This is a genomic window from Streptomyces sp. NBC_01233, from assembly GCF_035989305.1.
Classification (GTDB): domain Bacteria; phylum Actinomycetota; class Actinomycetes; order Streptomycetales; family Streptomycetaceae; genus Streptomyces.
In genome coordinates, this window is the sequence record NZ_CP108514.1 from 7,764,517 (window position 1) to 7,789,266 (window position 24,750).

The 24,750-nt window shown below is 67.8% G+C and carries 20 protein-coding genes and 4 pseudogenes; 8 read left to right on the plus strand and 16 right to left on the minus strand.

What is annotated here, in order from left to right:
• Positions 1-36: 36 nt before the first annotated feature.
• The 5 genes from OG332_RS36335 (at position 37) to OG332_RS36355 (ending at position 4,818) form a co-directional block, all read left to right on the plus strand.
• On the plus strand, positions 37-1,815 hold the full coding sequence (locus OG332_RS36335) for a recombinase family protein (protein WP_327417437.1): 1,779 nt from the start codon (positions 37-39) through the stop codon (positions 1,813-1,815).
• A gap of 35 nt (positions 1,816-1,850) precedes the next feature.
• On the plus strand, positions 1,851-2,180 hold the full coding sequence (locus tag OG332_RS36340) for a transposase (protein WP_062760722.1): 330 nt from the start codon (positions 1,851-1,853) through the stop codon (positions 2,178-2,180).
• Positions 2,177-3,088 (plus strand): IS3 family transposase, encoded by a 912-nt coding sequence (locus OG332_RS36345; protein WP_327417426.1) that lies wholly within the window; start codon positions 2,177-2,179, stop codon positions 3,086-3,088. Before OG332_RS36340 ends, OG332_RS36345 begins: the two co-directional genes overlap by 4 nt.
• A 39-nt stretch (positions 3,089-3,127) precedes the next feature.
• A complete protein-coding gene (locus OG332_RS36350) occupies positions 3,128-3,550 on the plus strand; it encodes a hypothetical protein (RefSeq protein ID WP_327417438.1) in 423 nt (140 codons plus the stop codon).
• Between the two features lie 215 nt (positions 3,551-3,765).
• A complete protein-coding gene (locus tag OG332_RS36355) occupies positions 3,766-4,818 on the plus strand; it encodes an IS630 family transposase (protein WP_442816262.1) in 1,053 nt (350 codons plus the stop codon).
• 250 nt (positions 4,819-5,068) lie between these two features.
• Here OG332_RS36355 and OG332_RS36360 read toward each other — a convergent pair whose 3' ends face one another.
• The 16 genes and pseudogenes from OG332_RS36360 to OG332_RS47940 all read right to left on the minus strand — a co-directional run bounded on the left by OG332_RS36360 (position 5,069) and on the right by OG332_RS47940 (position 22,407).
• A complete protein-coding gene (locus OG332_RS36360; RefSeq protein ID WP_327417439.1) occupies positions 5,069-5,449 on the minus strand; it encodes a WhiB family transcriptional regulator in 381 nt (126 codons plus the stop codon).
• A 91-nt stretch (positions 5,450-5,540) separates the two neighbouring features.
• Positions 5,541-6,782, minus strand: a complete 1,242-nt coding sequence (locus tag OG332_RS36365) for an IS256 family transposase (RefSeq protein WP_327411484.1) — start codon at positions 6,780-6,782, stop codon at positions 5,541-5,543.
• A 199-nt stretch (positions 6,783-6,981) separates the two neighbouring features.
• The gene (locus tag OG332_RS36370; RefSeq protein ID WP_327419483.1) at positions 6,982-8,109 is read right to left on the minus strand and encodes an IS30 family transposase; all 1,128 of its coding nucleotides are present in this window, start codon (positions 8,107-8,109) and stop codon (positions 6,982-6,984) included.
• 187 nt (positions 8,110-8,296) lie between these two features.
• Positions 8,297-10,000, minus strand: coding sequence for a tyrosine-type recombinase/integrase (locus OG332_RS36375; protein ID WP_327417440.1), 1,704 nt, complete (start codon positions 9,998-10,000; stop codon positions 8,297-8,299).
• 344 nt (positions 10,001-10,344) lie between these two features.
• Positions 10,345-11,199 (minus strand): recombinase family protein, encoded by an 855-nt coding sequence (locus tag OG332_RS36380; protein ID WP_327417441.1) that lies wholly within the window; start codon positions 11,197-11,199, stop codon positions 10,345-10,347.
• Positions 11,200-11,523: 324 nt separating this feature from the next.
• Positions 11,524-12,030 carry a fascin domain-containing protein gene (locus OG332_RS36385; protein WP_327417442.1) on the minus strand — a complete coding sequence of 169 codons (507 nt, stop codon included), beginning with the start codon at positions 12,028-12,030 and terminating at the stop codon, positions 11,524-11,526.
• Between the two features lie 416 nt (positions 12,031-12,446).
• A pseudogene (locus OG332_RS36390) lies at positions 12,447-13,444 on the minus strand (IS5 family transposase).
• A gap of 121 nt (positions 13,445-13,565) precedes the next feature.
• Positions 13,566-16,660, minus strand: a pseudogene (locus OG332_RS36395) (Tn3 family transposase).
• A 174-nt stretch (positions 16,661-16,834) separates the two neighbouring features.
• The gene (locus OG332_RS36400; protein WP_327417443.1) at positions 16,835-17,500 is read right to left on the minus strand and encodes a Mu transposase C-terminal domain-containing protein; all 666 of its coding nucleotides are present in this window, start codon (positions 17,498-17,500) and stop codon (positions 16,835-16,837) included.
• A 210-nt stretch (positions 17,501-17,710) separates the two neighbouring features.
• Positions 17,711-18,094 carry a hypothetical protein gene (locus tag OG332_RS36405; protein WP_327417444.1) on the minus strand — a complete coding sequence of 128 codons (384 nt, stop codon included), beginning with the start codon at positions 18,092-18,094 and terminating at the stop codon, positions 17,711-17,713.
• Positions 18,033-19,007, minus strand: a complete 975-nt coding sequence (locus OG332_RS36410) for a hypothetical protein (protein ID WP_327417445.1) — start codon at positions 19,005-19,007, stop codon at positions 18,033-18,035. Before OG332_RS36410 ends, OG332_RS36405 begins: the two co-directional genes overlap by 62 nt.
• 215 nt (positions 19,008-19,222) lie before the next feature.
• Positions 19,223-19,543 carry a helix-turn-helix domain-containing protein gene (locus tag OG332_RS36415; protein ID WP_327417446.1) on the minus strand — a complete coding sequence of 107 codons (321 nt, stop codon included), beginning with the start codon at positions 19,541-19,543 and terminating at the stop codon, positions 19,223-19,225.
• Positions 19,540-20,616, minus strand: a complete 1,077-nt coding sequence (locus tag OG332_RS36420; protein WP_327417447.1) for a tyrosine-type recombinase/integrase — start codon at positions 20,614-20,616, stop codon at positions 19,540-19,542. Before OG332_RS36420 ends, OG332_RS36415 begins: the two co-directional genes overlap by 4 nt.
• Positions 20,617-20,800: 184 nt before the next feature.
• Positions 20,801-21,466, minus strand: a pseudogene (locus tag OG332_RS36425) (DDE-type integrase/transposase/recombinase); the annotation flags it as partial.
• Positions 21,467-21,571: 105 nt separating this feature from the next.
• A complete protein-coding gene (locus OG332_RS36430; protein ID WP_327417448.1) occupies positions 21,572-22,156 on the minus strand; it encodes a DUF6431 domain-containing protein in 585 nt (194 codons plus the stop codon).
• A gap of 113 nt (positions 22,157-22,269) precedes the next feature.
• The gene (locus OG332_RS47940; RefSeq protein WP_442816263.1) at positions 22,270-22,407 is read right to left on the minus strand and encodes a WhiB family transcriptional regulator; all 138 of its coding nucleotides are present in this window, start codon (positions 22,405-22,407) and stop codon (positions 22,270-22,272) included.
• A gap of 90 nt (positions 22,408-22,497) precedes the next feature.
• Here OG332_RS47940 and OG332_RS36435 point away from each other — a divergent pair, with 90 nt between their 5' ends.
• The 3 genes and pseudogenes from OG332_RS36435 (at position 22,498) to OG332_RS36445 (ending at position 24,638) form a co-directional block, all read left to right on the plus strand.
• Positions 22,498-22,803: a transposase gene (locus OG332_RS36435; RefSeq protein ID WP_327417449.1), complete on the plus strand. Its 306-nt coding sequence runs from the start codon at positions 22,498-22,500 to the stop codon at positions 22,801-22,803.
• A gap of 32 nt (positions 22,804-22,835) precedes the next feature.
• Positions 22,836-23,717: pseudogene (locus OG332_RS36440) on the plus strand (IS3 family transposase); the annotation flags it as partial.
• Between the two features lie 112 nt (positions 23,718-23,829).
• A protein-coding gene (locus OG332_RS36445) for an IS5 family transposase (RefSeq protein WP_327417450.1) occupies positions 23,830-24,638 on the plus strand; the annotation gives its coding sequence in 2 pieces (ribosomal slippage) (positions 23,830-24,147 and positions 24,150-24,638; 807 coding nt in all).
• Positions 24,639-24,750 lie beyond the last annotated feature (112 nt).

Genomic DNA, 24,750 nt, shown 5'->3' on the forward strand with positions numbered 1-24,750 from the left:
GGATACGGGATCGCCTGGAGCAGGCAGGAGTGAGCGATGACCAGCGTGGCGATCTACGCCCGGGTGTCCTCGGCCCGGCAGAAGAAGGACCAGACGATCGGCTCGCAGACCGCGGCCCTGCGCGCGCACGCCGCCACCGCGCATCTTGAGCTGCCCGAGGAGTGGGTGTTCGAGGACGAGGGGCACTCCGGGGCGACCTTGGTGCGGCCCGCGCTGGAGCGGCTGCGCGACCTGGTCGCCCAGGTCGGCGTGGATGTGGTGCTGTGCTACGCGCCCGACCGCCTCGCCCGCAAGTTCGCTTACCAGGCCCTGCTGATCGAGGAGTTCGCCCGGGCCGGCACCCGGGTGGAGTTCGTGCGCGGCCCACGCGGCGACACTCCCGAGGACCAGCTGATGGTCCAGTTCCAGGGCATGTTCGCCGAGTACGAGAAGGCCCAGCTGATGGAACGCTACCGGCGCGGGAAGACCTACCGGGCGCGCTCGGGGGCAGTGAACGTGCTGGGCGGAGCCCCGTTCGGTTACCGCTACCTGCGCAAGACCCCCGAGTGCGGGGCCACCTACGAGATCGTCGAGTCCGAGGCGGCGCTGGTGGTCGAGCTGTTCCGCCGCTACACCGACGACGGGGCCTCCATCGCGGACCTGACCCGCTGGCTCACCGGCAGCGGCACTCCCACCCGCACCGGCAAGACCCGCTGGGACCGAAGCGTCATCTGGGGCATGCTCCGCAACCCCGCCTACGCAGGGCAGGCAGCCTTCGGCAAGACCCAGATCCTCCACGAGTCCCCGGGCCTCAACCGCCGGGCCCGCCTGGAGGGCCGCAGCACTCCGCGCGCCGTCAAGACCACCGACCGCCCCCGCGAGGAGTGGATCACCATCCCCGTTCCCGCGCTCGTCACCCCGGCCACCTTCGAACGCGCCGCCCAGCGGCTCGCCGACAACAAGCGCTTCGCTTCGCGCAACAGCAAGGTCCCCTCCCTGCTTCAGGGGTTGTCGGCCTGCGTGAGCTGCGGATACGGCTACTACCGCACCTCGACCACTACTTCCTCCGGCAAGAAGATCTACTACTACCGGTGCCTGGGCTCCGACGACTACCGCTACGCGGGCGGCCGGGTCTGCACCAACAAGCCCGTCCGCGCCGACTACCTCGACACCGTCGTCTGGGACCACATCATCGGCATGACCGCCGACCCGCACCTGATCCGTTCCGAGATCGACAAGCGGCTGGACCGCGCCCGCACCTCCGACCCCGCCACCCGTCAGCGCAGCCGTCTCGAACTGGCCCTGGCCAAGGCCACCGCAGCGATCACACGCATGATCGAAGCGTTCCAGGAACAGCTGGTCACCATCGACGAACTGCGGGCCCGGATGCCCGGCCTGCGGGCCCGGGAGAGCAACCTGCGCGGCCAACTCGACGCGCTGGACGCCCAGCTCGCCGACCGCGACGCCTACCTCAAGCTCGCTGACGACCTCGAAGGCTTCCTCGCCCAGCTCCGAGAGAACGCTGGGACAGCCGAGGTCCCCGAGCGCCAGCGCGTCCTGCGGCTCCTCGTCAAAGACGTCCTCGTCGGACCCGAGAAAATCACCATCCGGCACCGCATACCCGTGCGTGAGCGCACCGCCGACGACCAGCATCAAGATCAAGACGCTACGGAGGGTGACTCATGCCCGAGTTACCCATTGCGTTGGGGGCGTGATGATGCCCCCTTGTGGCGTACCGGTGAACGTCTTCTGATGTTCTCCGAGCTCCGTGAGGAGGCCGGACTTCAGGAATGCCTTCACCAGTGCCAGTACTCGTTTGTGTCCCTCCCCTCGTAGCGTGGAGTCCGTGATGGCAGGGGAAGTTGGGGTTCATGGGTTCCAAGCAACGGACGTACACGCCTGAGTTTCGTGAGGGTGCTGTACGCATCGTGATCGAGACGGGCAGGCCGATCCCGGAGGTCGCCGAGGAGCTCGGCGTCCACTCCGGCACGCTGCACAGCTGGGTGTCGCGATGGCGGCGCAACGGGTCGGCGTCGTCCGACCGGCCGGCCGAGCCCGCGCCGGGCGGCCGGATGCGCGAAGCCGAGCGCGCCGAGCTGGAGCGGCTACGGCGGGAGATGTCGGAGAAGAACAAGCGGATACGCGAGCTGGAGATGGAGCGTGATGTCCTCAAGCGATGCATGGTCCTCTGGGTGAAGTGACCGGGACGGACCCGGCCGCCCTGGCCGCGTTCATCGGTAACCAGAGGACTGAGCATCGCGTCCCGCACCGTCTGGCCTGCCAGATCCTGGAAGTCTCGGAGTCCTGGTTCTACAAGTGGCGCGACAAGCCCACCACTGCGCGTGAGGTCCGGCGGGGACAGCTGGCCGACGCGATCACGGGGATCTTCGAGGGCTCCGGCGGCACCTATGGTTCCCCGAAGGTCTGGGTCCTTCTGGTCCGCGCGGGCTGGCGGGTCTCGGTGAACACCGTGGCCCGCCTCATGGCCGAACTCGGCCTGGCCGGACGGAAGGTCCGCCACCGGCGGGGGCTGACCCGGCCCGGCAAACGGCCGGCGGCCCCGGACTTCGTGCGCCGTGACTTCACCGCGGACGCTCCGGACCAGGTGTGGTGCGGCGACATGACCGAGATCACCACCGGTGAGGGCAAGCTCTACCTGGCCACCGTCATCGACCTGTTCTCGCGTCGATTGCTCGGCTATGCGATGGGCGCCCGTCACGACGCCGATCTCGTCGTCGCCTCCCTGAACATGGCCACGGCCACCCGCGGCGGTGACGTCAGGGGCGTGATCTTTCACAGCGACCGCGGCAGCGAATACGTCTCCCGGCGCTTTCGCAGGGCCTGTCGCCGCCTGGGCGTGACCCAGTCCATGGGCCGCGTCGGGTCGTGTTTCGACAACGCCGTCAGCGAGGCGTTCAACAGCGTGCTCAAGGTCGAGTACGTCCACCGGCACACCTTCACCACCCGCACCGAGGCCCGGCTGAGGATCGCGACCTGGATCACCGGCTTCTACAACACCCGACGGCTACACAGCGTATGCGAGTACCACAGCCCGATCGACTACGAACGAGACCACCAGGCCGACCCCACCGTGGAGCTGGCCGCTTGAAAGATCTCCACAGCCCGAGGGGATTGACAGATCGGCGCGGTGGCCTATGGTGCAGCCGCCTTCTGGCGGCTGCACTACGACCACACCACACCGCTGGCCTATCACACCCTGCACGAGGTACTCGACATCGCCCAGAACTTCGGGCTCTCCTATACCATGAACGACCAGACTGCGACGCTCGGGACGATCGACATACGCGTCGCGGCCCACGAGGCCCGCTCCCTGGCGACCGGCCTGCGCAGCGACATCGTGCCGGTACCACTGCGCAGTACTGGTGATCAGCGCAGCGACCTCCACGCACTCGCTGCACGGCTCGATGCCGAACGCCGAGCCGCTGACGACGCCAGCACCACCTCCGAGCGGCTGGAGGCGTATGCCCGGCTGCTCAGCGAGCTTGAACATGTCAAGAACCAGGTGGGCCTTACGACCACGCTCGGCCCACCTGCCACGCGGACGATCTAGGGGTGCCGTGACGCGTAGCTGAGCGTGCAGCCCCGCCGCCACGCATGTGGGCGGCGAGTGGTTCGAGGTCTCGCAGCCGCCGTACTTGGCCGTGGAGATTCGTTAGGAGAGGGCCGTCGCGGCCGGCCTTCCCGCCGACGTGTCCCACGCCTTTGGCGTCTTCGGCAGGACGCTATTGATCAGAAACAATTTGGGTTCTGGGTCGTTGGAGGGGTGTGAGCGATCTGGTGGGGGACGCGCGGCATCTGTCGCCGTCGGCGCAGGAGGCCCTGCGGCTGCGGGCGGTGGCCGCGTTGGTGGCGGAGCGGGACCGTGAGGACGTGGCGGCGGTCTTCGGGGTATCGGTGAAGGCGGTCGACACGTGGTGGGCAAAGTGGCAGGCCAGCGGGCGGGAAGCGCTGGTCATGCGGCCTCGCGGCAAACCGGTCGGGGTGCATCAGCTGCTCGGGGAAGCGGAGCAGGCCGCTGTGCGGCAGGCCGTCCTCGATCACCGGCCCTGCGACGTGGGGCTGAGCGGGCAGTTGTGGACGCGGCGGCTGGTGGGCGAGCTGATCGCGAGGCTGTACCGGCTGCGGCTGACCGAACCGGGGGTGGGCAAGTATCTGAGGCGGTGGGGGCTGACCTTCCAGCGTCCGGACAAGCGGGCCGTGGAGCAGGACCAGGAGGCCGTGCGCCGCTGGCATGAGGAGACCTGGCCGGCGATCTGGGCGAAGGCGAAGAAGGACGGCGGCGAGGTCCTGTTCGCCGACCAGGTCGGCATCCGCTCCGACCAGGTCACCGGCCGTACCTGGGGAGAGAAGGGGAAGACTCCCGTCGTGCGGCGGACTGGCAATCGGTTCTCGGTGAACGCGATGTCGGCGATCAGTACCAAGGGCCGGATGCACTTCATGGTCTTCGCCGAGAGCTTCACCGCCGAGGTGATGTGCCGCTTCCCGGACCGGCTGGCCGGCCACTTCGACCGCAAGGTCCATCTCGTGGTCGACGGGCACTCCGCCCACCGCTCCAAGAAGGTCCGCGACTGGCTCACTGCCCACCCCGACGACGTCGAGCTGCACTTCCTGCCCCCGTACTCGCCCGAGCTGAACCCTGACGAGCTGGTCAACGCCGACCTCAAGCACAGCCTGCCCAAGCAGCACCGGGCCCGTAACCAGGCCGAACTCGCCACCGAGACCCGTCGCTTCTTCCACAGACGCCAGCGTCAGCCGCACATCGTCCGCAGCTACTTCGGCGGCCCGCACGTCCGCTACATCCTGAACGAGAACCCATGAGTTTCTGATCAGTATGCGGAATCCAGGAAGCCGGCATGTCGCCGTCCGACCACTGGTGGCTGCCGGAGCGGGAGAACGCCTGTGGCGCCTGCCGGGAAGCGGCAGGTGTCATCGATGACCGCTAGCCGCAGGCGATGAGGGGCCAGGACGCGCGGGTCAGCGTGCCGATGTGAGCGGCCTCGCTTTCGCCGACCGGGTGGGCACACCACCGTCGGAGGAGACGATGCCAGCGCCTGGTTCGGGCAGGGTGTCAGGCCGCCGTCCGCGTCCGCTCCGCGAGCTTTTGCGCCTGCGCGTAGAACACCGCCCGCTCCGCGGTCCGCTTGGCGTCCAGCACCGCCTGCAGTGGCAAGTGGAGTGCACCGGCGATGCGCCCACTGTCCCAGCCCAGGGTGTGTAGCCGGTACACCACGGCGGGTCGGTAGCGCAGCGGGACGCGCCTGCCTCCCGCCTCGTCGACCTCGTGCATGTCCTTCTCGTGAACTTCGCGCAGCCGTGCGGCGTGCTGACGCAGTTTGCTGCGTTCCCGGGCGGTGAAGCCGCCCCAGATTCCGTCGGTTCCCTCGTGGTGCAGCGCATCGACCAGGCAGTCCAGGCGCACTGGGTGTTGAGCGACGCTGAAGATGTGCATGAAGGCGACGTGTTGGTTGTCGACGGGGTGAGGTGAAACGACCCCGGCGGCCGTCGGCGAATGGTCATGTCCCCCTTCGTGGTGTAGCCGATCACTCGGTGGGCGCGTTGGTGGCGTTGGGTGGTGCGGGGGCGCTTTTAGGGAGCTCGGTGGGGTAGATCTCGTCCATGCTTCCCTCGGGCAGGTAGCGGCGGGGGAAGGCGATCCATTCGTCGTGCAGTTCGAAGAGCACGGCTGTGACCAGTCGCAGGAGGGCGTCGTCGTTGGGGAAGACCTGGACGACGTCGGTGCGGCGCTTGATCTCGCGGTTGATCCGTTCGAGCGGGTTGGTGGACTGGATCTTCTTCCAGTGCCGTTCCGGGAAGGCCGCGAAGGCGGTCAGGTCGTCCTTGGCGTCCAGGAGCATCTGTTTGACCTTGGGGAACTGCTTGCCGAGCATCTCGGCGACGGTGTCGAGCTGGGTGCGGACCGCGTCCTGGGTGGGCTGGGCGAAGACTGTGCGGATGGTTGCGGCGACCATCTCGGTCGCCTCCTTCGGAATCACCGCGAAGACATTTCGCAGGAAATGAACACGGCATCTCTGCCACGCGGCGCCGAGCATGACCTTGCGGATCGCCTTGACCAGGCCGGAATGGCTGTCGGACAGGACCAGGCGGACCCCGGTCAGGCCGCGTTCGCGCAGGGAGCGCAGGAACTCGGCCCAGAACGCCTCGGTCTCGCTGTCGCCGACCATGACGCCCAGGACCTCGCGGCCGCCGTCCTCGGTGATCCCGGTGGCGACGACCACGGCGCGAGAGACGATCTGGTGGTTCACGCGTGCCTTGCAGTAGGTGGCGTCCAGGTACATGTAGGGGAAGCGGGTGTGGTCCAGCGGCCGGGTGCGGAAGGCGGTCAGCGGCTCGTCCAGGTCCGCGCAGATCCGGGAGACCTCGCTCTTGGAGATCCCGGTGTCCGCGCCCAGGGCCTTGACCAAGTCGTCCACCGACCGGGTGGACACGCCATGGACGTAGGCCTCCACGATGACCGCGTACAGGGCCTGGTCGATCCGGCGCCGGCGCTCCAGCAGGCTGGGGAAGAAGCTTCCGGCGCGCAGTTTGGGGATGGCCAGCTCCAGGTCGCCGGCCTGGGTGGTGAGCGTCTTCTCGCGGTGCCCGTTGCGCAAGGCGGTACGGGCCTCGGTGTGCTCGTTCCAGCCGGCACCGATGTGGGCAGCGGCCTCGGCCTCGATCAGCTCCTGCAGCATCCGCTCGGCGATGCCGCGGACGAGTTCGAGTCCGTCTGCCGAGCGTAGTGACTCCAGCAGGCGTAATAGGTCAGACTGGGACAGGGCCACCTCGCACCTCCGTTGTTGAACTGGCCGTTCAATACGGAGAGTTGCATGGTGGCCCACCTCATGCGCAGAGAGCGCGAGCCCTCCGCGGGTGTGCGCCCGGCGAGCAAGCCCGCGCACACCTCACCCTTGATCGGCTACACCACGTGGCGGGACGCCATCCGGCGAATTCTAGCGATCGTTGCAACACGTGATCGTTGTGTCAGATGGCGAGCAGTCTATTCAGCCGCTCAGCTGGGGTTTCCCAGTCGAGCGTTTTGCGCGGTCTGGAGTTGAGTTCGGCCGCGACGGTTTCGAGGGCGTCGCGGTTGTGGAGGGCCAGGTCGGTGCCCTTGGGGAAGTACTGGCGGAGCAGGCCGTTGGTGTTCTCGTTGGAGCCGCGCTGCCAGGGGCTGGCCGGGTTGCAGAAGTAGACCGGCATGTTCGAGGACATCGCGAACTCGTGGTGGCGGCCCATTTCCGCGCCTTGGTCCCAGGTCAACGACCGTTTCAACTGAGGGGGCAGGCCCTTCACGGTCTCGGCCAGGGCGTCACGGACGCTGATGGCGCCGTGGTCTTCGGGTAGGTGCACCAGCATGAGGTAGCGCGTGCTGCGTTCGACCAGCGTGCCGATGGCTGAGCGGCCTTCGCGGCCGATAATGAGGTCGCCTTCCCAGTGGCCGGGGACCGCGCGGTCGGCCACTTCCGTGGGTCGATCGCTGATCATGACCATGGGGTGGGTGTAGCGCGGGTGGTGGGAGGTTGCCAGCCGGTGCGGTTTGCGTGCGATCCGGCCGGTCCGCAGGGCCCGGGCGGGCTCGCGGCGTAGTTCTCCGCGGCCCTGGAGGTAGAGGGCCTGGTAGATCGTCTCGTGCACCACGTGCATCTCCGGACAGTCGGGGAAGTCCCGGCGGAGTTGGTGGACTATTTGTTCCGGGCTCCAGCGCCTGCCCAGGCGTTCTTGGATGTATTCGCGAAGCTCTGGGCTCTGCCCGATCTTGCTCGGCTTCGGGCGAGGCCGGCGGCCCTCGGCACGGGCCTGAGCCGCGTAGGGCCGGTAGAACCACTTCTTGCCGGTGCCCGGCGTGCGGTTGCGGCGTATCTCACGGCTGATCGTGGACGGGCTGCGGCCCAGCTCGGCGGCGATGGCGCGGACTGTCGCCTTCTCCCGTAGGCGGTCGGCGATGTGGATGCGTTCAGCCTCGCGCAAGTACCGGGACGGCGATGAATCGGGTGCCTGCTCTGATCGCGCGGGCGCCCGAAATCGCTTCGGATCAAGCCGGCCGTTACGCCACTCTCGACCTGTCCGTTCGTTGATACCAGTGATCTTGCATGCTTCTCGGTTGCTCATCTCTTGGCCCACGAGCAGCAAGTATTGCTCCCGCTCCTTACGGAGCTTCTTGTGCCCGCCGACGCCCCGGGACTCTCGAAGCTTGGAGCCCATGGCACCCCTTGAGCTGGGGTGTTGCGACGATCACTAGAACTCAGGGTCCTCCCAGGCCGCCGGGGTCGTCGTGAACACGGTGTCGGCTTCGTGGTCACTCTGTCGCGTGTGTCTCGGTGATGGCGGTCCGGGTGGAGGGCTCGTCGACGATGCCCTTCTCCTCGGTGAAGGCTGCGATGAGGGACTGCCAGGCGATGTTGTTGACCGAGCGGGGCAGGCCGCGGCTGGTGAGGTGGATCAGTTCGACGGCGTCGTCGGAGAACAGGGTGTCCTGCCGTCCGGCGATCGTGAGGTGGTGCTTGATGTAACTGGCGGTCTCCTCCTTGCTCATGGTGGGCATCTGGTAGCTGACCGAGATGCGCTGGTCCAGGGCCGCCAGAACGCCGTGTTTCATCCGTTTGCGCAGGGTGGGCTGGCCGATCAGCAACACCGCGAACGGCGTCGTGGAGTCCATGTCGTAGTTGGTCAGCATGCGGATCGCGTCCAGCTCGTGGTGGTCGAGCAGGTGCGACTCGTCGATCACGACGGCCGGGGTCCGCCCGCGCTCGTCGACTTCAGCGGCCAGCGCGGCGGATGCCTGGGTGGCGAGAGCGGCCAGGTGGAACTTGGGAGTCCCGCCCAGGCTGGTGACGATGCGGCCGTAGAGGCCGCGCATGCCGACCTCGGGATTGGGCTGGTAGATCACCGTGAACCGGGCTGGATCCAGTGAGGCGACGGCGCCCTTGAGGGCGACCGTCTTGCCGGAGCGGAAGTCTGAGCTCACGCAGGTGTAGATCGCGGTCGTGCTTGCGTGATCGTGACCGACCTGTTCCTGGACGAAGCGCGGGTCCCTACCGCCCTCGATCAGGTGAGTGACGTAGGACCTGCGGAAGGAGTGGAAGTCCAGTCCTTCGTCCAGGCCCAGGGCCTGGCGATAAGTGATGAAACGGGAATTGAGGCGCTGGCAGCCGATCCGCAGTCCGCGTTCGGAGGGCCAGGCGGCCGGGTTTCCTTCACTTCCGAACAGTGGCCGGACCTCGGTGAACCACTCATCCAGGATGTCGGGGGCCCAGTCCCAGACAGTCAGTACTGTGCGGCGCTTGGGCGGTGAGCCCTTCTTGGCTTTGCCGAACCGAACGCGGCAGAGACCGAACTCACCGTACTCGGCTCCGTGAGGGTTGCGGCCGAAGTCTGCGGCGTCCAGCATCCGTGTCTCGTTGCGTCGCGTGCCAAAGGCGTACGCAGTCTTGAACAACGTCGCGTCGCGAAATGCCGGCAGCCAGCCCTTACGGCCGAACGCCCTGATGCGGGCCACTTCATCGTCACAGTGAGCGAAGAAGGCATGCAGCTCGGCCTTGGTGAAAGCGCGCTTCTTCGCGTCGGACTCGTTGTCCTGGACGTGCACCGCGGTGTTCCACTCGTGCACGATCTGGATCGGGTGGGCACCGAACCGCTCTTCACACGTGGCCGTCCACTCGTAGAGGGGGTCGGTGGCGAAGCGGCAGAAGGAGCGGATGGCTTCGGAGTACGAGCGGATCGTCGAGCGCTTGAGGTCACGCAATGAGCGCAGGTCACCGAGCCATTCGTCCACCATGGCCGGTGTCCACTGCCAGGGAAAGGCATTCACGTAGGTGGTGAACGCCTTCACCGTGTTCTCCCGGCCCTCGACGGTCGAGCGGGCAAGGTTTCGCGCCAGCTGCTGGTTGGCGAACCCTCCCAGAATCGCTGAGAAGACCTGCTCCTCCGGTCGCAGCAGTGCGACTCCGTCCGTCAGGTGCAGTCTCGCTGCCCCCGGAACCGTCCCGTTGAACCTCACCATCCACCACTCTCCGTAGCTCGCATCCAATGCGAGAAGACCGCATCTGATGCGAGTCGGTGGTGAATCTGCAGGCTGTCCATCCGGACGAGTGATGGCAGCTAGCGATCACGCCCCACTGGCCGCTACGGTCACGCGACGCGCAGGCACCTAACGCCCCTGTTCAGCGAGGCCGTATGAGCCTCCGCGGGCGCCGATGCGCAAACCGTCGCCAGTTCGCGTCCAATGCAATTGGCGGCGCTTGGAACATCGGTACAGCCGTTGGCGCTGAGAACGATCATGGTGAGGAAGTGAGTGCGCTGACCCGGTTCTCGTACTCGCGGCGGGCCTTGCGCTGAGCCGGAACCTCAGGGATGCCCTGAGCGCCGTCGAGCGGCTGCCAGCGGGCGAGGAGCTGGTGGTGGACCGCGGGGACGGCGGTCACGCGCAGGGTGTAGCCCTGGCCGCGTCGTACGGTCACGCCCTGGTCGAGAGCCGTCCGCTCGGCGGGATCCAGTCTCGCCGGCGCGGAGGCAGTCGGCGACTTTGCCCGGCATGTCGAGGGTGACCGGCAGCTCCGGAGCCGGGGAGTCCTCCCCGATGGCGGCGTGGTCGGGCAGGAGGTCGGCGACGGCGGTGCGGATTGCGCCGCGGCTGACGCCGTGGTCGCGGGCGAGGGCGGCGATGGAGCGGCCTTCCAGGTGCGCGGTGCGGACGTCTCCGGTCTGCGCGGCCGACACGGCGGGGCGGCGCCCGCCCTTGCTGCCCTTGGCCTCGGCGGCGCGCAGCCCGTCGTAGGTCAGCTCGCGCTGGAGGTCGCACTGGAGTTCGCCGGCAGCGGCGAGCGTCTGCACCATGAACTTCACGGTGGACAGCAGCTCGCGGGTGCGTGGGTGGCGGGCGGTGAGGTCCATCGCGGAGAACGCGCCGTCGTGGATGCGCAGGGCGAGGCGGTCGCGGTGGAAGATGTCAAGCACGTCGAGGATGTGGCCGGTGCCGCGGACGAGGCGGAACATCTCGGAGATGTGCACGGTGTCGCCCGGCTGCGCGTAGGTGAGCAGTTCGCGGAACTTCGGGCGCTGGAGGGGGTGGAGGCGGCTGGAGGTGCCCGGGTCCTCCTCGAAGACGACCGGGTCCTCGATCCCGGCCTCGTGAAGGACGAGGTTCTGCCGGGCAGTCGACTGCTGGTCGGTCGAGACCCGCTTGTAGACCAGGTTCGCCACCGAGGGCCCCTTCCGTACGAAGGATCGGACCCTATCTGTCGTCAAACCCTGTCAGCAATCACCATCGGATCTGAATGGATTCGCGCCGCCGAGAGCCCCCGGATTGCACGGGTTCATTGGACGCGCCACCCACCTGTCGTCAAACGATCGTTTGTCGACAGCGATGGAGTGGCTGGGCCCGCCCTGCCTGAGAGCGAGGGCGGGCCTTGGGCGCGGCGAGTGTCAGTTCAGGCGGCCGCCGAGCCGCCGTCGGGGGCGATCTCGGCGATGCGGGCGAGGTCGTCGGCGGTGAGGGTGAGCTCGGCCGCGGCAACGTTCTGCAAGCTATGCCTTGTCGAGGAAAAACTTCTCGTCGCCGCCGCCGGTGGCGTTGTACTGGCAGTTCACCGTTCCGCCGGGGCCGGTGGCGGTGGTGACCCCGTTGCCGGTCACCATGCGCAGGAAGATGTTTGTGAAGGTCGCCGACTCGAATGAGAACGAACCGTCGGCCTGAGCGCGCGCACGAAACTTCTCGTAGGGGCCGATGAAGGACTGGCAGTTGACCGTACCCCCGCCGCTCATGTCGGTGGGGACCCCGGTGCCGTCCATGCGCAGGAACACGCTGGGGAAGGCCACCGACTCGAACGCGTACGAGCCGTCGGCCTGCGGCCGGACCTTGAACGTTGTCCAGGCGCCGGTGCCGTACTGACAGTTGACCTTACCGCCACCGGGATCGCTGGGGGCGGTCACGCCAGTCCCGTCCATACGCAGGTACACGTTCGGGTAGTGCGTCGACTGGATCGTGATCGGAGTGTCTCCGAGCTTCGCGAGGTCGGCTTCCGATAAAGCCATGCTGGCCGTTCCTTCCGTCTGGAGATATCGCGGACGAGTTGCTCCTTTTTCCTGTGGCAGCAGGCCCAGCTACGGACTGTATGAGGGCGGGCACAGTCTGTCTACCCCTGGTGCTTCGGAGGGGTGTGGTGCCAGCCAGCTCACCCTGGTCATCGTCGTGGTTCAGCACTGACGTAGAGGGTCCAGCCGCGCCCCCACCACGCCCGCGCAGCTGAAGTATCTGACCACGCTCGCGGAGAAGGTCGGCAAGGAGCGGTTCGACGCGGAGTTCGCCAGGGTGATCAAGGGCAGCGACATCGCTCCGCGTGCTCTCCGGCAGCGTTGCGCGACGGCCGTGAAGCGGCTGACCAAGGCGAGGGCCCGCAAGCTCATCACCACGCTGGTCGGCCACGACTAGGGCCTGTTCTGAGTTGAGATCACGGGAGGGCTGGCAGGCTGCGTAACCAGAGGATGGATCCGCGCAGGTGGAGCCCGGCGGCATAGCTCTCAGGTGTCTTGTCGTAGCGGGTGGCCAGCCCCCGCCATTCCTTGAACTTGTTGATGGCGCGCTCGACGGTGTTGCGATCTTTGTAGAGCGTGCCGTCGTGGCTGACCGGGCGGCCGCCGGAGCGTCCCTTCTTCTTGCGATTGGCAGCCTGGTCGGCCTTTTCCGGGATCACCGCCTTGATGTTGCGTCTGCGCAGGTGGGCGCGGTTGGCTCGGGAGGAGTACGCCTTGTCGCCGGCCACTGCGTCCGGCCGGGTCCTGGGGCGGCCGATCCGGCCGCGCACCTTGATCTTCTTGAGGACAGGGATGAAGTGCGGGCTGTCCGCGGCCTGCCCGGGGGTAAGGATGATGGACAGCGGGCGGCAGCGCCGCTCGACGGCAAGGTGGATCTTGCTGGTGAGCCCGCCCCGGGAGCGGCCCAGTTCGGCGGCCCGCAGTCGGGCCCTGCGGCGCCGGCGCACGGCTCGGCGCTGTTCCCGCTCGGGGTCCTCCCTGTCCGCGGATCCCTCGCCTACGGGGTCGTTTTGTCCCTTTGTTGCAGCCCCTTTTCCTCCGCCACGGCCTTCTCCAGATCCTCAAGGAGCTCCGGGGCGACCGCCATGCCCGCCGCGTGGTGATGCGCCCGAGCAACGGTCGAGTCCACGCTCACCAGGCTGAGATCGACATCGTCGCGAGCCTCCGCCTCGGCGATCATCGCGTCCATGAGGGTCTGGAAGACCTCGTCACGCGCCCACATCCGGAACCGGTCGTAGATCGTCGACCAGGAGCCGTAGCTCTCCGGCACATCCCGCCAGGGACTGCCGGTCCGGAACCTCCACATCACCGCGCTGAAGTAGCGGCGCAGGTCAGGGATCGGTCCGAACGCCCCCAGCGGCAGGTGCGGCTCGATCAACTCCCACTCGGCATCGGTCAGATCATCACGAGTCATGCGACCGGTCTACCCCGGCCAGCACCCTCCTGAAGCGAGAATGACCGATCCCGTGATCTCAACTCAGAACAGGCCCTAGTCCGGCTCGCCCCCGTCGTCGTCCTCGTCCAGTTCCGGCGCGTCAGGGTCGCGCAGTGGGCGCAGGGCGCCGGCGGCCCGGGGTGGAGGCGGTGAAGCTGTAGCGGCCGAGCAGGTTGAGGTTGCGGTGCTTGAGCGGGGACAGGCGGGCCATGTCCTCCTCGCGGAGCTCGTGGCCCTCGGCCTGGAGCTGGGCGACGGCGGCGTCGATGTACTTCGTGGTCCAGAGGACGATGGCGTTGAGGACCAGGCCGAGCGCGCCGAGCTGGTCCTCCATCCCCTCCCGGTACGCCTGGTGGATGGTGCCGCGCTTGCCGTGGCACACGTCCCTCACGAGCTTGTGGCGGGACTCCTGCACGGTGAGCTGCCGGTTCATCTGACGACGGTAGGTGTCGTCCACCGGGTCGACCACGCGCAGCAGGTGCTCGGTCTTGGCGATCCGCCCGTACTCGGCGAACGCCGCACCCAGCGGGGTCGGGCGGCCGTCGCGTCCGAACATGCGCAGCAGGTCGTAGGCGCGGACCTGGTTGGTGACCAGGGAACCGGCGACCTTCAGCATGTCCGGCCAGTGCGTGATCACCTTGTTCAGGTTCACCCGGTTGCGGGCCAGGTCCTCGACCGCGCCGTACGTGCCCGTCTCGACGCCGGGCATCGTGGCCCGCCAGAACCGCTGGTCGTCCAAGTCGCGGAATCTGGGGCTGAAGTTGTAGCCGAGGATCTTGAACAGGCCGAACACAATGTCGGAGTACGAGGCGTTGTCGGTGGCCACCATCTCCGGCTTCACGCCGCCGTCCAGGTTCAGCAGTGCGTCGAGGATGTGCAGGGAGTCGCGCGGGGTGCCGGGTACGACCATCTGTCCGACGCCCGCGACCTGGTCATTGACAGCGTTGAGCCAGGTGATGCCGCGCTTGAACCCGAAGTACTTCGGCGACGGCGCCGCGCTGATGGTGCGGACGGGAACGACGAACCGCAGCCCGTCCACCGAGGCGAGCAGCCCGTCGCCCCAGAACTTCACGATGGGCACCTCGGCCTGGGCGGCGATCAGCGCGGCGTTCGCCGCGGCGATGGTGTCCGCGCGCAGGTAGTACTGGTCGACGTGTACGAGCCGGGCCCGGGTCAGGGCCTCGTAGCCGGGGTTCACCACCGGGGCCAGGCCGATGTTGCACGCCTCCGACACCAACAGCGCGACCCCCGAGGTGGACAGGTCCTTCATCCGGGTCGCGCCGTCTCCGAGGTGCACGAAGGCGTCGAGGAACCCGGTCCAGGCGTTCACCTCGAACAGCAGGTCCGGCAGGTCGATCTTCGGGAGCATCTTCTCGACCCGCTGGCGCAGCCAGGTCAGGGACTTCGGCTCGCCGAGCGCGCCGAGCTCGTCGACATTCAGCTTCACCCGCCCGTCGTCCTGCACCTCGATGGAGACCTTCGCCGCCGGCCCCGCCTCTTCCAGGCGTTCGGCGAGCTGCTTCCATCCGGCGTCCAGGCCCCGCACCAGCTCCGCCAGATGCTCCTCCACGGGCATGTCCAGGCTCAGCCCGGCCAGCACGTCCTCCTCGACCGCGGCCCAGTCGGGCCCGTCCAGCAGGCGGGCGCGCGGGTTGGACCAGCGGTGCGACGGGGCGGCGAAGACGTCGCGGTTGTTCAGGGCCCGGTGCACCTGCTCCAGCGCGCACACCACGTACGCGTCCCGGTCCACCGCGCCCTGCGGCAGACCGGGGTTGGCATACACCGCCTTGCGCCACGCGGGCGGCACGAGCTTGTCGTCCACCTCGCGCGGCAGCAGCGGCTTGACCCCCACCTTCCGCCGCGCCAACGCCGGCAGGCCGCGCACCCCGGCCAGGACCCGCTTGCGCGCGCTCGCCGCGTCCAGCGCCTTCGACTCACCCAGCAACGCGAGGAACGGGCGCACCGTGGCGTACCGGGTCGCGAGCGCGGCCCGCATGGCGACCTCGGCCGAGTTCTCGTCCTCGGGCACCAGCGAGACCACCGTGGCCGCTGCGGTCATCACGGCGGCGCGCGGGGCGACTTCCTCCACCGCCGCCCACAGTGCGGCCACGTCCAGGTCCGCCTCCTGCTCCTCGAGCAGCTCCAGCTCCTCGAACAGCACCTTCGCCGCCCGCGCGAGCACCCGTGACGCCTTCTCCAACTGCGGCAGCGTGGACAGCCGCTCCTTCTCCGTCTTCCGCTTCGCCGTGCTCAGCAGCAGGGTGGCCATCAGGACCTGGAACAGGTCCAGGGCCTCATCAATCGCCTTCGCCTCCAGGTGCCGCATCACCGCGGTGAGCATCGCCGTGCGCTTCGGTTCCGCCGCCCGCTCCAGCAGCGGCGCCTTCGACCCCAGCGCGTACCGGGCCAGCGCCGCCATCCGGTTCGGCGGGATCTGCGACAGCCTCAGCCTGCCGAGCCGGTACGCGCCGATCTCGTCCACCCGCTCCAGCGCGCGGGCGAACGCCGTGCCCGTCGTCCGCGTCGGCGGCCGGCGCAGCCGCTCCAGCTCCGAGAACCGCGAGCCCTCCGGCGTCTTCAGCGTCGCCACCAGATCCCCGGGCAGCGCCGGGTCCGCGCGGCGGGCAGCGCCCGCGACGGTGGCGTGCAGCCGCTTGTCCGCGACCTTCCGTACCTCCGACACCTGCCGGGCCAGCACCGAGACGCCCGGCAGCAGTACGCGGTTGCGGCGCAGCCGGCCCACCGCGTGGTCGAACAGCGCATTCGGGCCCTCGGCGTGCGTCCAGGCCCGGCCGTGCAGGAAGGTACGAAACCGTCGCGACCACTCCGCATCCTCGTACTCGTGGTAGTCGTAGGCGTCCCGGATCTCCCACGCGTGCTCGTACGCCGTCTTCGGCCGCTCGGTGTACCGCTTCACCACCGACGGGTCCTCGATGCCGAGCTGCGCGGCCAGATGCTCGACCACCGGCCACGGCGCATCCAGCGGGTCGTCCGGGAGGAACCGGCCGATGTAGCGCACCGTGCGCATCTGGAGCGCGAACCCGAGCCGGTGGTGCTTCGTCCGGCCCAGAGCGATCAGGTCCCGGTCACGTCGTCCAGGAAGAGAGGCCGCTCCAACTCGGGCCTCGCCGGCTCCTCGGCGAACGTCCCGTACGCCTCGGCCTTTACCTCATCAGTCAGAAACTCCACCGGCACGAGCGGACCGTAACCAGCCCCGGCACCCGCCCGGCGATCTTTCCGCGAACCCCAGCAGAGCCACCAGCCAGTGTGCTAGCCGACCATGATCGTTCTCAGCGCCAACCGCTGTACCGATGTACCAAGGCCGGAAGGGGACACGGGTGAACCTGAAGTACCCCTGAACACGGTCGATCATCGCGGTCCCCGCCCGTCGTCCATCAGAGACGAGTAGTTGATGCCCTTCGCGGTGTTCGCCTTGTGTGTCTCGTCGAGGATCTTCAGGTAGTCGATTCCAGTCGGCTGGGCCGGCTCCGGCGGTGTCTCCGGACTGGCCTTCGGGTGTGTGTGACGGCCCACCCGGTGCGGAACCGCCTTCCCCGCCGTCCTGCCTGACGCCCTCACCTCGATCTCGGTCAGATCGAACGGGTCGAAGACCAGCTCGACCTTCATCCCGGTCAGCATCGGATCGACCTCGTAGGTGTTGCCGTGCAGACTGACCGTCGCGGTCTTCGTCACCGTCCGGAACTCCGACCACAGAAACGCCTCCCGAAGATCAGCGGGGCTGCGCAGCGGCAGCGGCCGGGGAATCGAACCCAGCCAGCGTTCAATCGGAGGCTGCCCGGTCTCCGAGTGCACCGTGCGGTGATAGACCGTCTCCACCCACGCGGTGAAAAGCCTGTTCAGCTCGGTGAGATGCTCGATCTGGCCGACACGTTCCTCGTCGAGTTCGACGAGGAACTGATCCCTCACCGTCCGGAAGAACCGTTCGATTTTCCCGCGGCCCTGCGGGCGTCCGGGCTTGGAGTGGGTCAGCCGGATCGCCAGGGACGCGCAGGCCCGCAGCAGCCAGCTGTCCACGAACGCCGATCCGTTGTCGACATCTCCGCCGCAAGTTCGCGATTTCTGAAGCCTTCTCGCGGTGAACTTGCGGGTGCGGGTGTCGGATCTCTGGGGGTAAGGCCGCGGGTTCGGGTGTTTCAGGGCAGGGTGGTGCATGGGGGCATGGCCTATCGGTGTGGGGTGGGGTGATCAGCAGCCCCGTGGGCCGGCCGCCGAGGTCGGCTGGAGCTACTGGTTCTGTTCGAGCGAGGACTCGAGGAATGCCTTCGCTGCGTTCGCGTAGCGGATCGCGGCGCGTTCGCTGATGCCGAAGACGGCAGTCAGGTGAAGGGCATCGGGCCCGTGGGTGAGGGCCTCTTCGAGTTGCCGGTCCATCCTGATCTGGTTGAGCGTCACGCCGACCTCGCGGAACTGGTCACCGAGCCAGTGCGGGCTGACGGGCTTCTCGTTCTGGGCGGTGTGCTCGGAGATGATCAGGTGGGGGTTGATGGTGTGCGGCCACCGTCGGTGGCGGTAGAGGAGGTACTGGGTGATGACCTGCGCGGTCAGGTCATCGAGCCGACGTGGGTGGTCGGCGATGGTGATCGTGCGGTCGCGCAGGCAGGAGGCCACGCAGGGTTGTGGGCCTCGCGGCGTGCACGGCGGTGAGCGCGAGGACGAGCCGGCGTAGGGGCGTGGTGGCATGCTTGACGAGGGCTTCGAGCTGTTCGGGGCGGAGCGGCGCCGGCAGGCTGGTGGCGATGCTGCCGGTATTGATGCGGGTGGTGGGGTCCTTGAAGAGGTGGCCGGCTCCCTTGTGGAACTGGAAGATCGACCGGAGGCCGACCAGTGCCCGCTTGCGCTTGAGACCGGTCATGCCGGTGGTGGCGTCTTTGATGTCCTGGCGGGTGACCTCGCGCAGGTGCTGGTAGCGGGTGGACCAGTCGATCAGAGTGGGCAGGGCGGCATCGAGGTAGTTGCGGACGGTGTCGGTGGATCGCTGCAGGGTGCGAGGGCCGCCGTCCCGCAGGGTGGTCGCCCACAGTTCGATCTCGCTGGCCAGGGTCGGGGTGAGGAGGGTGAGCTTGCGCTGCAGCCAGGCGTCGAAGGTGGGGGTGCGGTCGTCGTCGAGGATGCCGAGGAGGTCGAGGACCTCGGCGGTGTGAGCGACGTTGTGGCCAAGTTGGTCGATCGGGACGATGTCGCTGTAGGCGATGATGTCGCCGGGCGCGTGTCCGGAGAGCAGGACGAGGAGTCCGTCGTTGATTTCACGCAGGATCCACCAGGCCCATCCGCGGTTCTCGGCGAGGCGTTGGGCGACCTGCCTCGCGTCAACCAGCGTGGGATTGTCCGGGTTGGCGTGGCGGGCCCGGGTGAAGCGCAGGTAATCGGGGCGGGCGGGGAACAGCGCCAACTGTCCGGGAATCTGCCAGGTCACCGGGGTGGGAGTGACGGCTGGCGGCTTGCGCGGGCGACCCCGGGCACGACGGGTGCCGAGCGCGAAGGTGAGGAAGAGCTGCCAGGAATCGAGGTCGATCTCGGGCATCGTTTCCCGGATCACCATGCGGCCCAGTTGCCGCAGTGCCTGTCGGTGGCAGAGGCGGCAGTAGTCATGCTTGAGCGGAACCTGGCGCCGGCACCCGGCGCATCGCTGCCGGTGCCAGACCCGCCAGTTGATGCACTCGCCGCACATGCCATTGCGGATGATCACGCCCCAGGCCAGGCAGTAGCGGCAACTGCCCGCAGGTAATGACGGCGCTGTCATGCCGGCGGCAGCGAGCGGCCCCTCGGAGCCCGTGGTGTGACTCCAGATGTCTGCCCGGAGGCTTGCCGTGGGGCTTCCTCGGCGAGCGGAGCGATGACCGTCTCGGGCTGCGGGATCAGCAGTTCCTCGATCCCGCAGCTGAGCACTGCGCAGATCACGTCCAGGTCCGCGAGCTTGACGCTGATCGGCTGACCGGACCACAGGCCGGACATCTTGCCGGCCGAGATCACCAGGCCCCTTTCAGCGAGCATCCGCTGCAGTTCGCTGGCCTTCCAGATACCGCGGTTCGCGGCGGTCAGCCGGAGGTTCCACCTCATCGCGCGAGCCCCTTCAGACGGACGGCGGCGCGATCCTGACCGGCGATCCAAGCATCCTCGACGTGAGTTTGCAGCACATGGACGTACCGCATCGTGGTCGCCACCCACCAGTGCCCGAGCACCTCTTGGATCGCGAGGAGATCCATGCCGTGGCGGTAAAGCTGGGAGGCGCAGAAGTGCCGCAGGACATGCGGCGTGAGCCGGTCTTCCCACGTCGGGAGGTGACTACGGACGGCATGACCAAGGCCCCGGCGAAAGGAGTCGGCGCCCGCGCGGGCGGCGGAGCCGTCGGCGTGGTGGCGTTCGGAGGGGAACAACGGTGCACCAGGACGGGTGTGGTCGTCATCGAAGTACCCCCACACGTCCTCGATGTACCAGCGCAGCAACCGGTCCGCCCCGTTGATCAGCGGCACCACTCGCTGGCGTGGCCCGGATCCCTGTGTGCCCTTGCCGAAGCGGACGTGCAGCTTGCCGAACCGGCCCAGTTCCCAGCGGACATCGTCCAGGTCCAGGCAGCGGACTTCGTTGATGCGCAGGCCCACGAGGGAGATCAGCTTCGCGGCGGTGTAGTTGCGTGCCGTCGGGGCGAATTTCCGGCAGCTTGCCAGGTCCTCGCGCCAGCCTGCGAACAGCGTTTCGACCTCGGGATCCGTCGGCGGGATGCGCAGCCCGATCTCTCCGCGGCCACGCGGGCGGTTCATCTCGTCGAGCGGGCAGGTGATCACCGCGCCGGTCATCGCATGGAGCTCGGCGCGATGGCGTATCTCCAGGAAGTCGAAGAACGTCGACAAGGACTGGGCGTATGCCAGCCGCGTGCCCTGCGAGGCGGACCGTACCACCCGCCCGAAGTACGCGTCCGCGTCCGCCGGCCGCATGTCCCACAGCGGCCGCCCGAACCAGCTGCGGATCTGCTCGAGGTGAGACATGTCGCCACGGATCGTTCCGTCGGCCAGTCCGGCGGAAGCACGGGCGAGCACGAAGCCCGCGAGGACGTCGGTCTCGAACGCCTCCAGTTCCTCCGGGCTCGCCGGACCGCGTACCGCGCTGAGATCCCGTACGACCGCGAGTGCCACGCTGCCCCTCCGCAGGCTCGACCAACGCGAACGAACTGAGCGTAGAACGAGCAGACTTCAGAAATCCCGAGAATCCATCAACTCGGCCCCTGGAGCTGAGGAACCCAGGGGTCGCCTGGTCAGGCAGGGAAGGGCCCGAGGCAAGCCTGCCGGGACCACTGCGAACACGCGTGGTATCCCACAAGATCGACTCGGGAACCCCGCGGGCTGACAGGGCCGGCCGCAAGGCGGCGGCCAGGCGGACGGTGTCCTCGGCGAACCCGAACCGGTGGCCCACGATTGCCCTGCTGTGGTCGTCGATGAAAGCGAACAAGTACGTCTTCCGCCCGCCGATCCTTGGTCCGTGAAGGGCGTCCCCGGTCCACAGCTCATTTCCGCAGGTGGCCTCGAACCGGCCGAACACGCTCTTCTCGCCGATGGGGCCGGTCAGGCCTGCGTCAGCGAAGTGCCGCTGGAGCGTCCGCTCGGTCGGTGACCAGCCTTGTGTAGTCCGCAGGATCCGCTGGATCTGCGCGGCCGTCCGGCCGGGATTCTCCCGCTTCAGCGCGGCCGCCAGGTCGAGCACCTCCGGCGGAGTCCTGGGGACTGCCTTGCGCGGCTCTGGGACCAAGGCGGCGAACCCGCCGCTGCGGAAGTGCCTGGTCCACCGGTCAATCGTGCCCCGGGACACTTTCACCTGCTGCCCGAACCGGTCGGTGTGTTCCCTCGAAGCCACTTCCCGTGCCAGGCGGCCGCGTTCGCGGGTCGTCAGGTTCTGATCCAGCAGGTCCTGGATCAGGGAATAGCGGAACAGACCGACTTGCCGGGCCTTCTCCGCTCGGCGGCGGTCCTCGTTCTCGCTCGATGCCATGCGCGGACTCTCCTCGCATCTCGATCAATGCCCGCCCTCACCTGAGGCGGGCACGATCAAGACTTCCGGCTCCTCCAATCGCCGCCCAGGGGCGGCCCGTGTTGATCAACTAGCTGACAAAGTGCAGGTCAGGACCCGCCCGCCTATCGCCCGCCCAGCGAAGGCCCACGGCGACACGGTGTTGATGGCCGGCCACTTCATCGCGGCTGCCCGGTGGGCGGCCGCGATCACCAAGACCGCGTCCGACAGCGGCGAGGCTGCCGCCTCGGGCATCACCGGATCGTCCGCGAGCGCGACCAGGGCGACGGTGAAGTACCGACGCACATCCTCCGACCTGCGGCGGAACCGGCGGATCCAGCCACGGACCGTTCCCTCGGCCAGGCCGAGATGGGCCGCGATCCGGCGGTGCCCCATGCCCAGGGCCGCTATCTCCAGCCCGGCCCCGATCACCTCGGCCGCATCCGTTCGCCGCGGCCAGACCACCTCCGGCAGCAAGACGTGCGTGACCTGGCAACCCGTACAGCGCGAACGCCGAGGACGTACGAACAGCCGGGCCCCGAGATCACCACGGATCTCCCGCGACCTGCCATGACCCCACGGCGCGAGCACGGCCCCGCACGAGGGACATGTCAGTTCGCCGGCCCGCAGCCCGCGTTCCACCTGGACGACATCGGCGTCGACGATGAGCACTCGCTACCTCCACCTCGTGCACACCGTGTCGTCGTGCACGAAACGAGATCAGACTGCCCATCAAGATCAGCACTTATGTCCACCGCGAGTGTCGCCAACCCCCCGCTTCATGCTCACGCAGAGAGTCGTCCAACAACTGGGCAGCCGCCGCAGATGTCCTTGGCCGCCTTTGTCTGCTCCTCTCCGCGCGTGGTCGCATGGTCCGGGAAGAACAGCGCTGGGTCTGCCGAGGTGCAGGCAGCAGTGCCCATGGTCTGGGGCGAGGCCGCCGGTGAAGTTCCCCCTCTGAGCTGGACAGCCTGATACTGGGACGGACGTCCCGGAGAAAGCAGTCCCAGGTAGTGAGCAAGAAGAGCAACACAAGCAAGCGGTACACGGCCGAGTTCAAACGGGACGCGGTCGCGTTGGTGCACTCGTCGGGCAAGACCGTCACCGAGGTCGCCCGGGACATCGGCGTCAGCCCAGAAGGGCTGCGGAACTGGGTCAATCAGGACAAGACCGACCGTGGGCAGGGGCCGGCGGGAGCGTTGACCACGGCGGAGCGCGAAGAACTGGTGCGCCTGCGCCGCAAGGTCCGTGAGATGGAACAGACCATCGAGGTGCTGGGAAAAGCGACCGCCTTCTTCGCGAACCACAAGACGAAGTAGACGTAGCCGCGCGCTACGCGTTCGTCGACGCGGAGAAGGCCGAATCCGGCCGCCCCGACGGCTACAGCATCTCGCTGCTGTGCCGGGCCCTGAAGATCTCCCGTTCCGCTTACTACGCCTACCTCGCCGCCCGCCCGTCCGCCGAGGACAAGGAGCGCGAGGAGGGCACGCTGGTCGCGGAGATCCGGCAGATCCACACCGCCTCACGCCATGCCTACGGGGCGCCGAGGATCACAGCCGCCCTGCGCCGGAAGGGCCGGAGGATCAACCGGAAGAAGGTCGAGCGGCTGATGCGCGAGCACGACATCCGCGGGATCACCCGCCGCAAGCGCCGAAACCTCACCAAGGCAGACAGCAAGGCGGCACCCTCCCCGGACCTGGTCGGACGCGACTTCACCGCGGCCGAGCCGGGCACGAAGCTGGTCTCGGACATCACGTATCTGCCGACGCTCGCCGGCTGGTGGTATCTGGCGACCGTCATCGACCTGGCCACTCGCGAGGTGATCGGGTACGCGATGGCCGACCACCACCGCGCCGAGCTCGTCACCGACGCCCTGAAAATGGCCGTCGGCCGCAGCGCCCTCAAGCCGGGCTGCATCGCCCACTCGGACCGCGGATCGGAATACACATCAGGCGAATACCGCACACTGATACGGGAGTTGAGCCTGAGGCAGAGTATGGGCAGAATCGGCTCATGTTGCGATAACACCGCAGCCGAAAGCTTTTTCGGATTGCTGAATGCGGAGATCGGGACCACCGTCTGGGAGTCCCACGAAGCGGCCCGCGCCGACGTCTTCCGCTTCATCGAGGTCGAATACAACCGCACCCGCCTGCGCAAGCACCCCGTGTACGGCTACGTCACCCCACTCGAAACCAGAGCCCTGACGACCCACGACCTCACCCCCGCAGCGTAACCACCCGCTGTCCAGGTTCAGGGGGGAACTTCACTAAGAGCTCGTAACAGGATCTCGGTGAGATGTCCTGGTCGACCGTGACCGGTGTGACGATTCGGCCGTTCGTGGTGGTGTGAGTACTCGGCCGTGGATCGTGGATGACGACTTGTGGGCACTGATCGAGCCTCTGCTGCCGCCCTGGCCGGAGCGGTCGCCAGGCCCTCGGCCGGTGGCGGACCGACTGTGTCTGCAAGGCATCCTGTACGTCCTCTGCAACGACATCGCCTGGCAACTCCTGCCCCCTGAGCTGGGGTTCGGCTCCGGACAGACCTGCTGGCGCAGACTGGAGCGGTGGCAGCAGGCAGGGGTCTTCGACCAGCTGCACCGCATTCTGCTCGCAGAGCTGAACGCGGCCGGCCGCCTCGACTGGTCCAGGGCCTGCGTGGACGGATCCCACATCCGGGCGAAAAAGGGGGCGCCGACACCGGTCCGTCGCCGGTCGACCGGCGGAAGACAGGCAGCAAACACCACCTGATCTGCGACGGACGCGGCACCCCGCTCAAAGTCATCACGACCGCGGCCAACGTCAACGACGTCACCCAGACCCTCGCCCTGGTCGACGGCATCCCACCGGTCGCAGGTCGTCCCGGCCGGCCCCGCCGACGTCCCGAGGCCCTGCTCGGAGACAAGGGCTACGACTCCAACCCCAACCGCGATGAACTGCGCAAACGCCGGATCCTGCCCGTCATCTCCCGCAAGAGATCCCCGAACATCAAGGGTATGGGCAAGCTCCGCTACGTTGTCGAGCAGACCTTCGCCCTGCTCCACCAGTTCAAACGACTCGCCGTCCGATGGGAACGCCGCACCGAGCTCCACGACGCGTTCGTCTCCCTCGCCTGCGCCCTCATCTGCTGGAGGCGGCTCAAGAAACACCGATCATGATCGTGTTACGAGCTCTAAGGGCTCGCAGAGAATCACGGTGTTGTGAGGGCGGGATCAGCGGCTCCGCGGTCCCCCACAACCCGTCCTGCCGCCGGCCCGCCCGCGCCCGAAG

Coding starts and splice junctions, on each gene's coding strand:
- OG332_RS36335 (WP_327417437.1), top strand. CDS start 37: ATGACCAGCGTGGCGATCTACGCCCGGGTGTCCTCGGCCCGGCAGAAG.
- OG332_RS36340 (WP_062760722.1), top strand. CDS start 1,851: ATGGGTTCCAAGCAACGGACGTACACGCCTGAGTTTCGTGAGGGTGCT.
- OG332_RS36360 (WP_327417439.1), bottom strand. CDS start 5,449: ATGCACATCTTCAGCGTCGCTCAACACCCAGTGCGCCTGGACTGCCTG.
- OG332_RS36370 (WP_327419483.1), bottom strand. CDS start 8,109: ATGAGCAACCGAGAAGCATGCAAGATCACTGGTATCAACGAACGGACA.
- OG332_RS36375 (WP_327417440.1), bottom strand. CDS start 10,000: ATGGTGAGGTTCAACGGGACGGTTCCGGGGGCAGCGAGACTGCACCTG.
- OG332_RS36385 (WP_327417442.1), bottom strand. CDS start 12,030: ATGGCTTTATCGGAAGCCGACCTCGCGAAGCTCGGAGACACTCCGATC.
- OG332_RS36410 (WP_327417445.1), bottom strand. CDS start 19,007: ATGCCCGAGATCGACCTCGATTCCTGGCAGCTCTTCCTCACCTTCGCG.
- OG332_RS36415 (WP_327417446.1), bottom strand. CDS start 19,543: ATGAGGTGGAACCTCCGGCTGACCGCCGCGAACCGCGGTATCTGGAAG.
- OG332_RS47940 (WP_442816263.1), bottom strand. CDS start 22,407: ATGGGCACTGCTGCCTGCACCTCGGCAGACCCAGCGCTGTTCTTCCCG.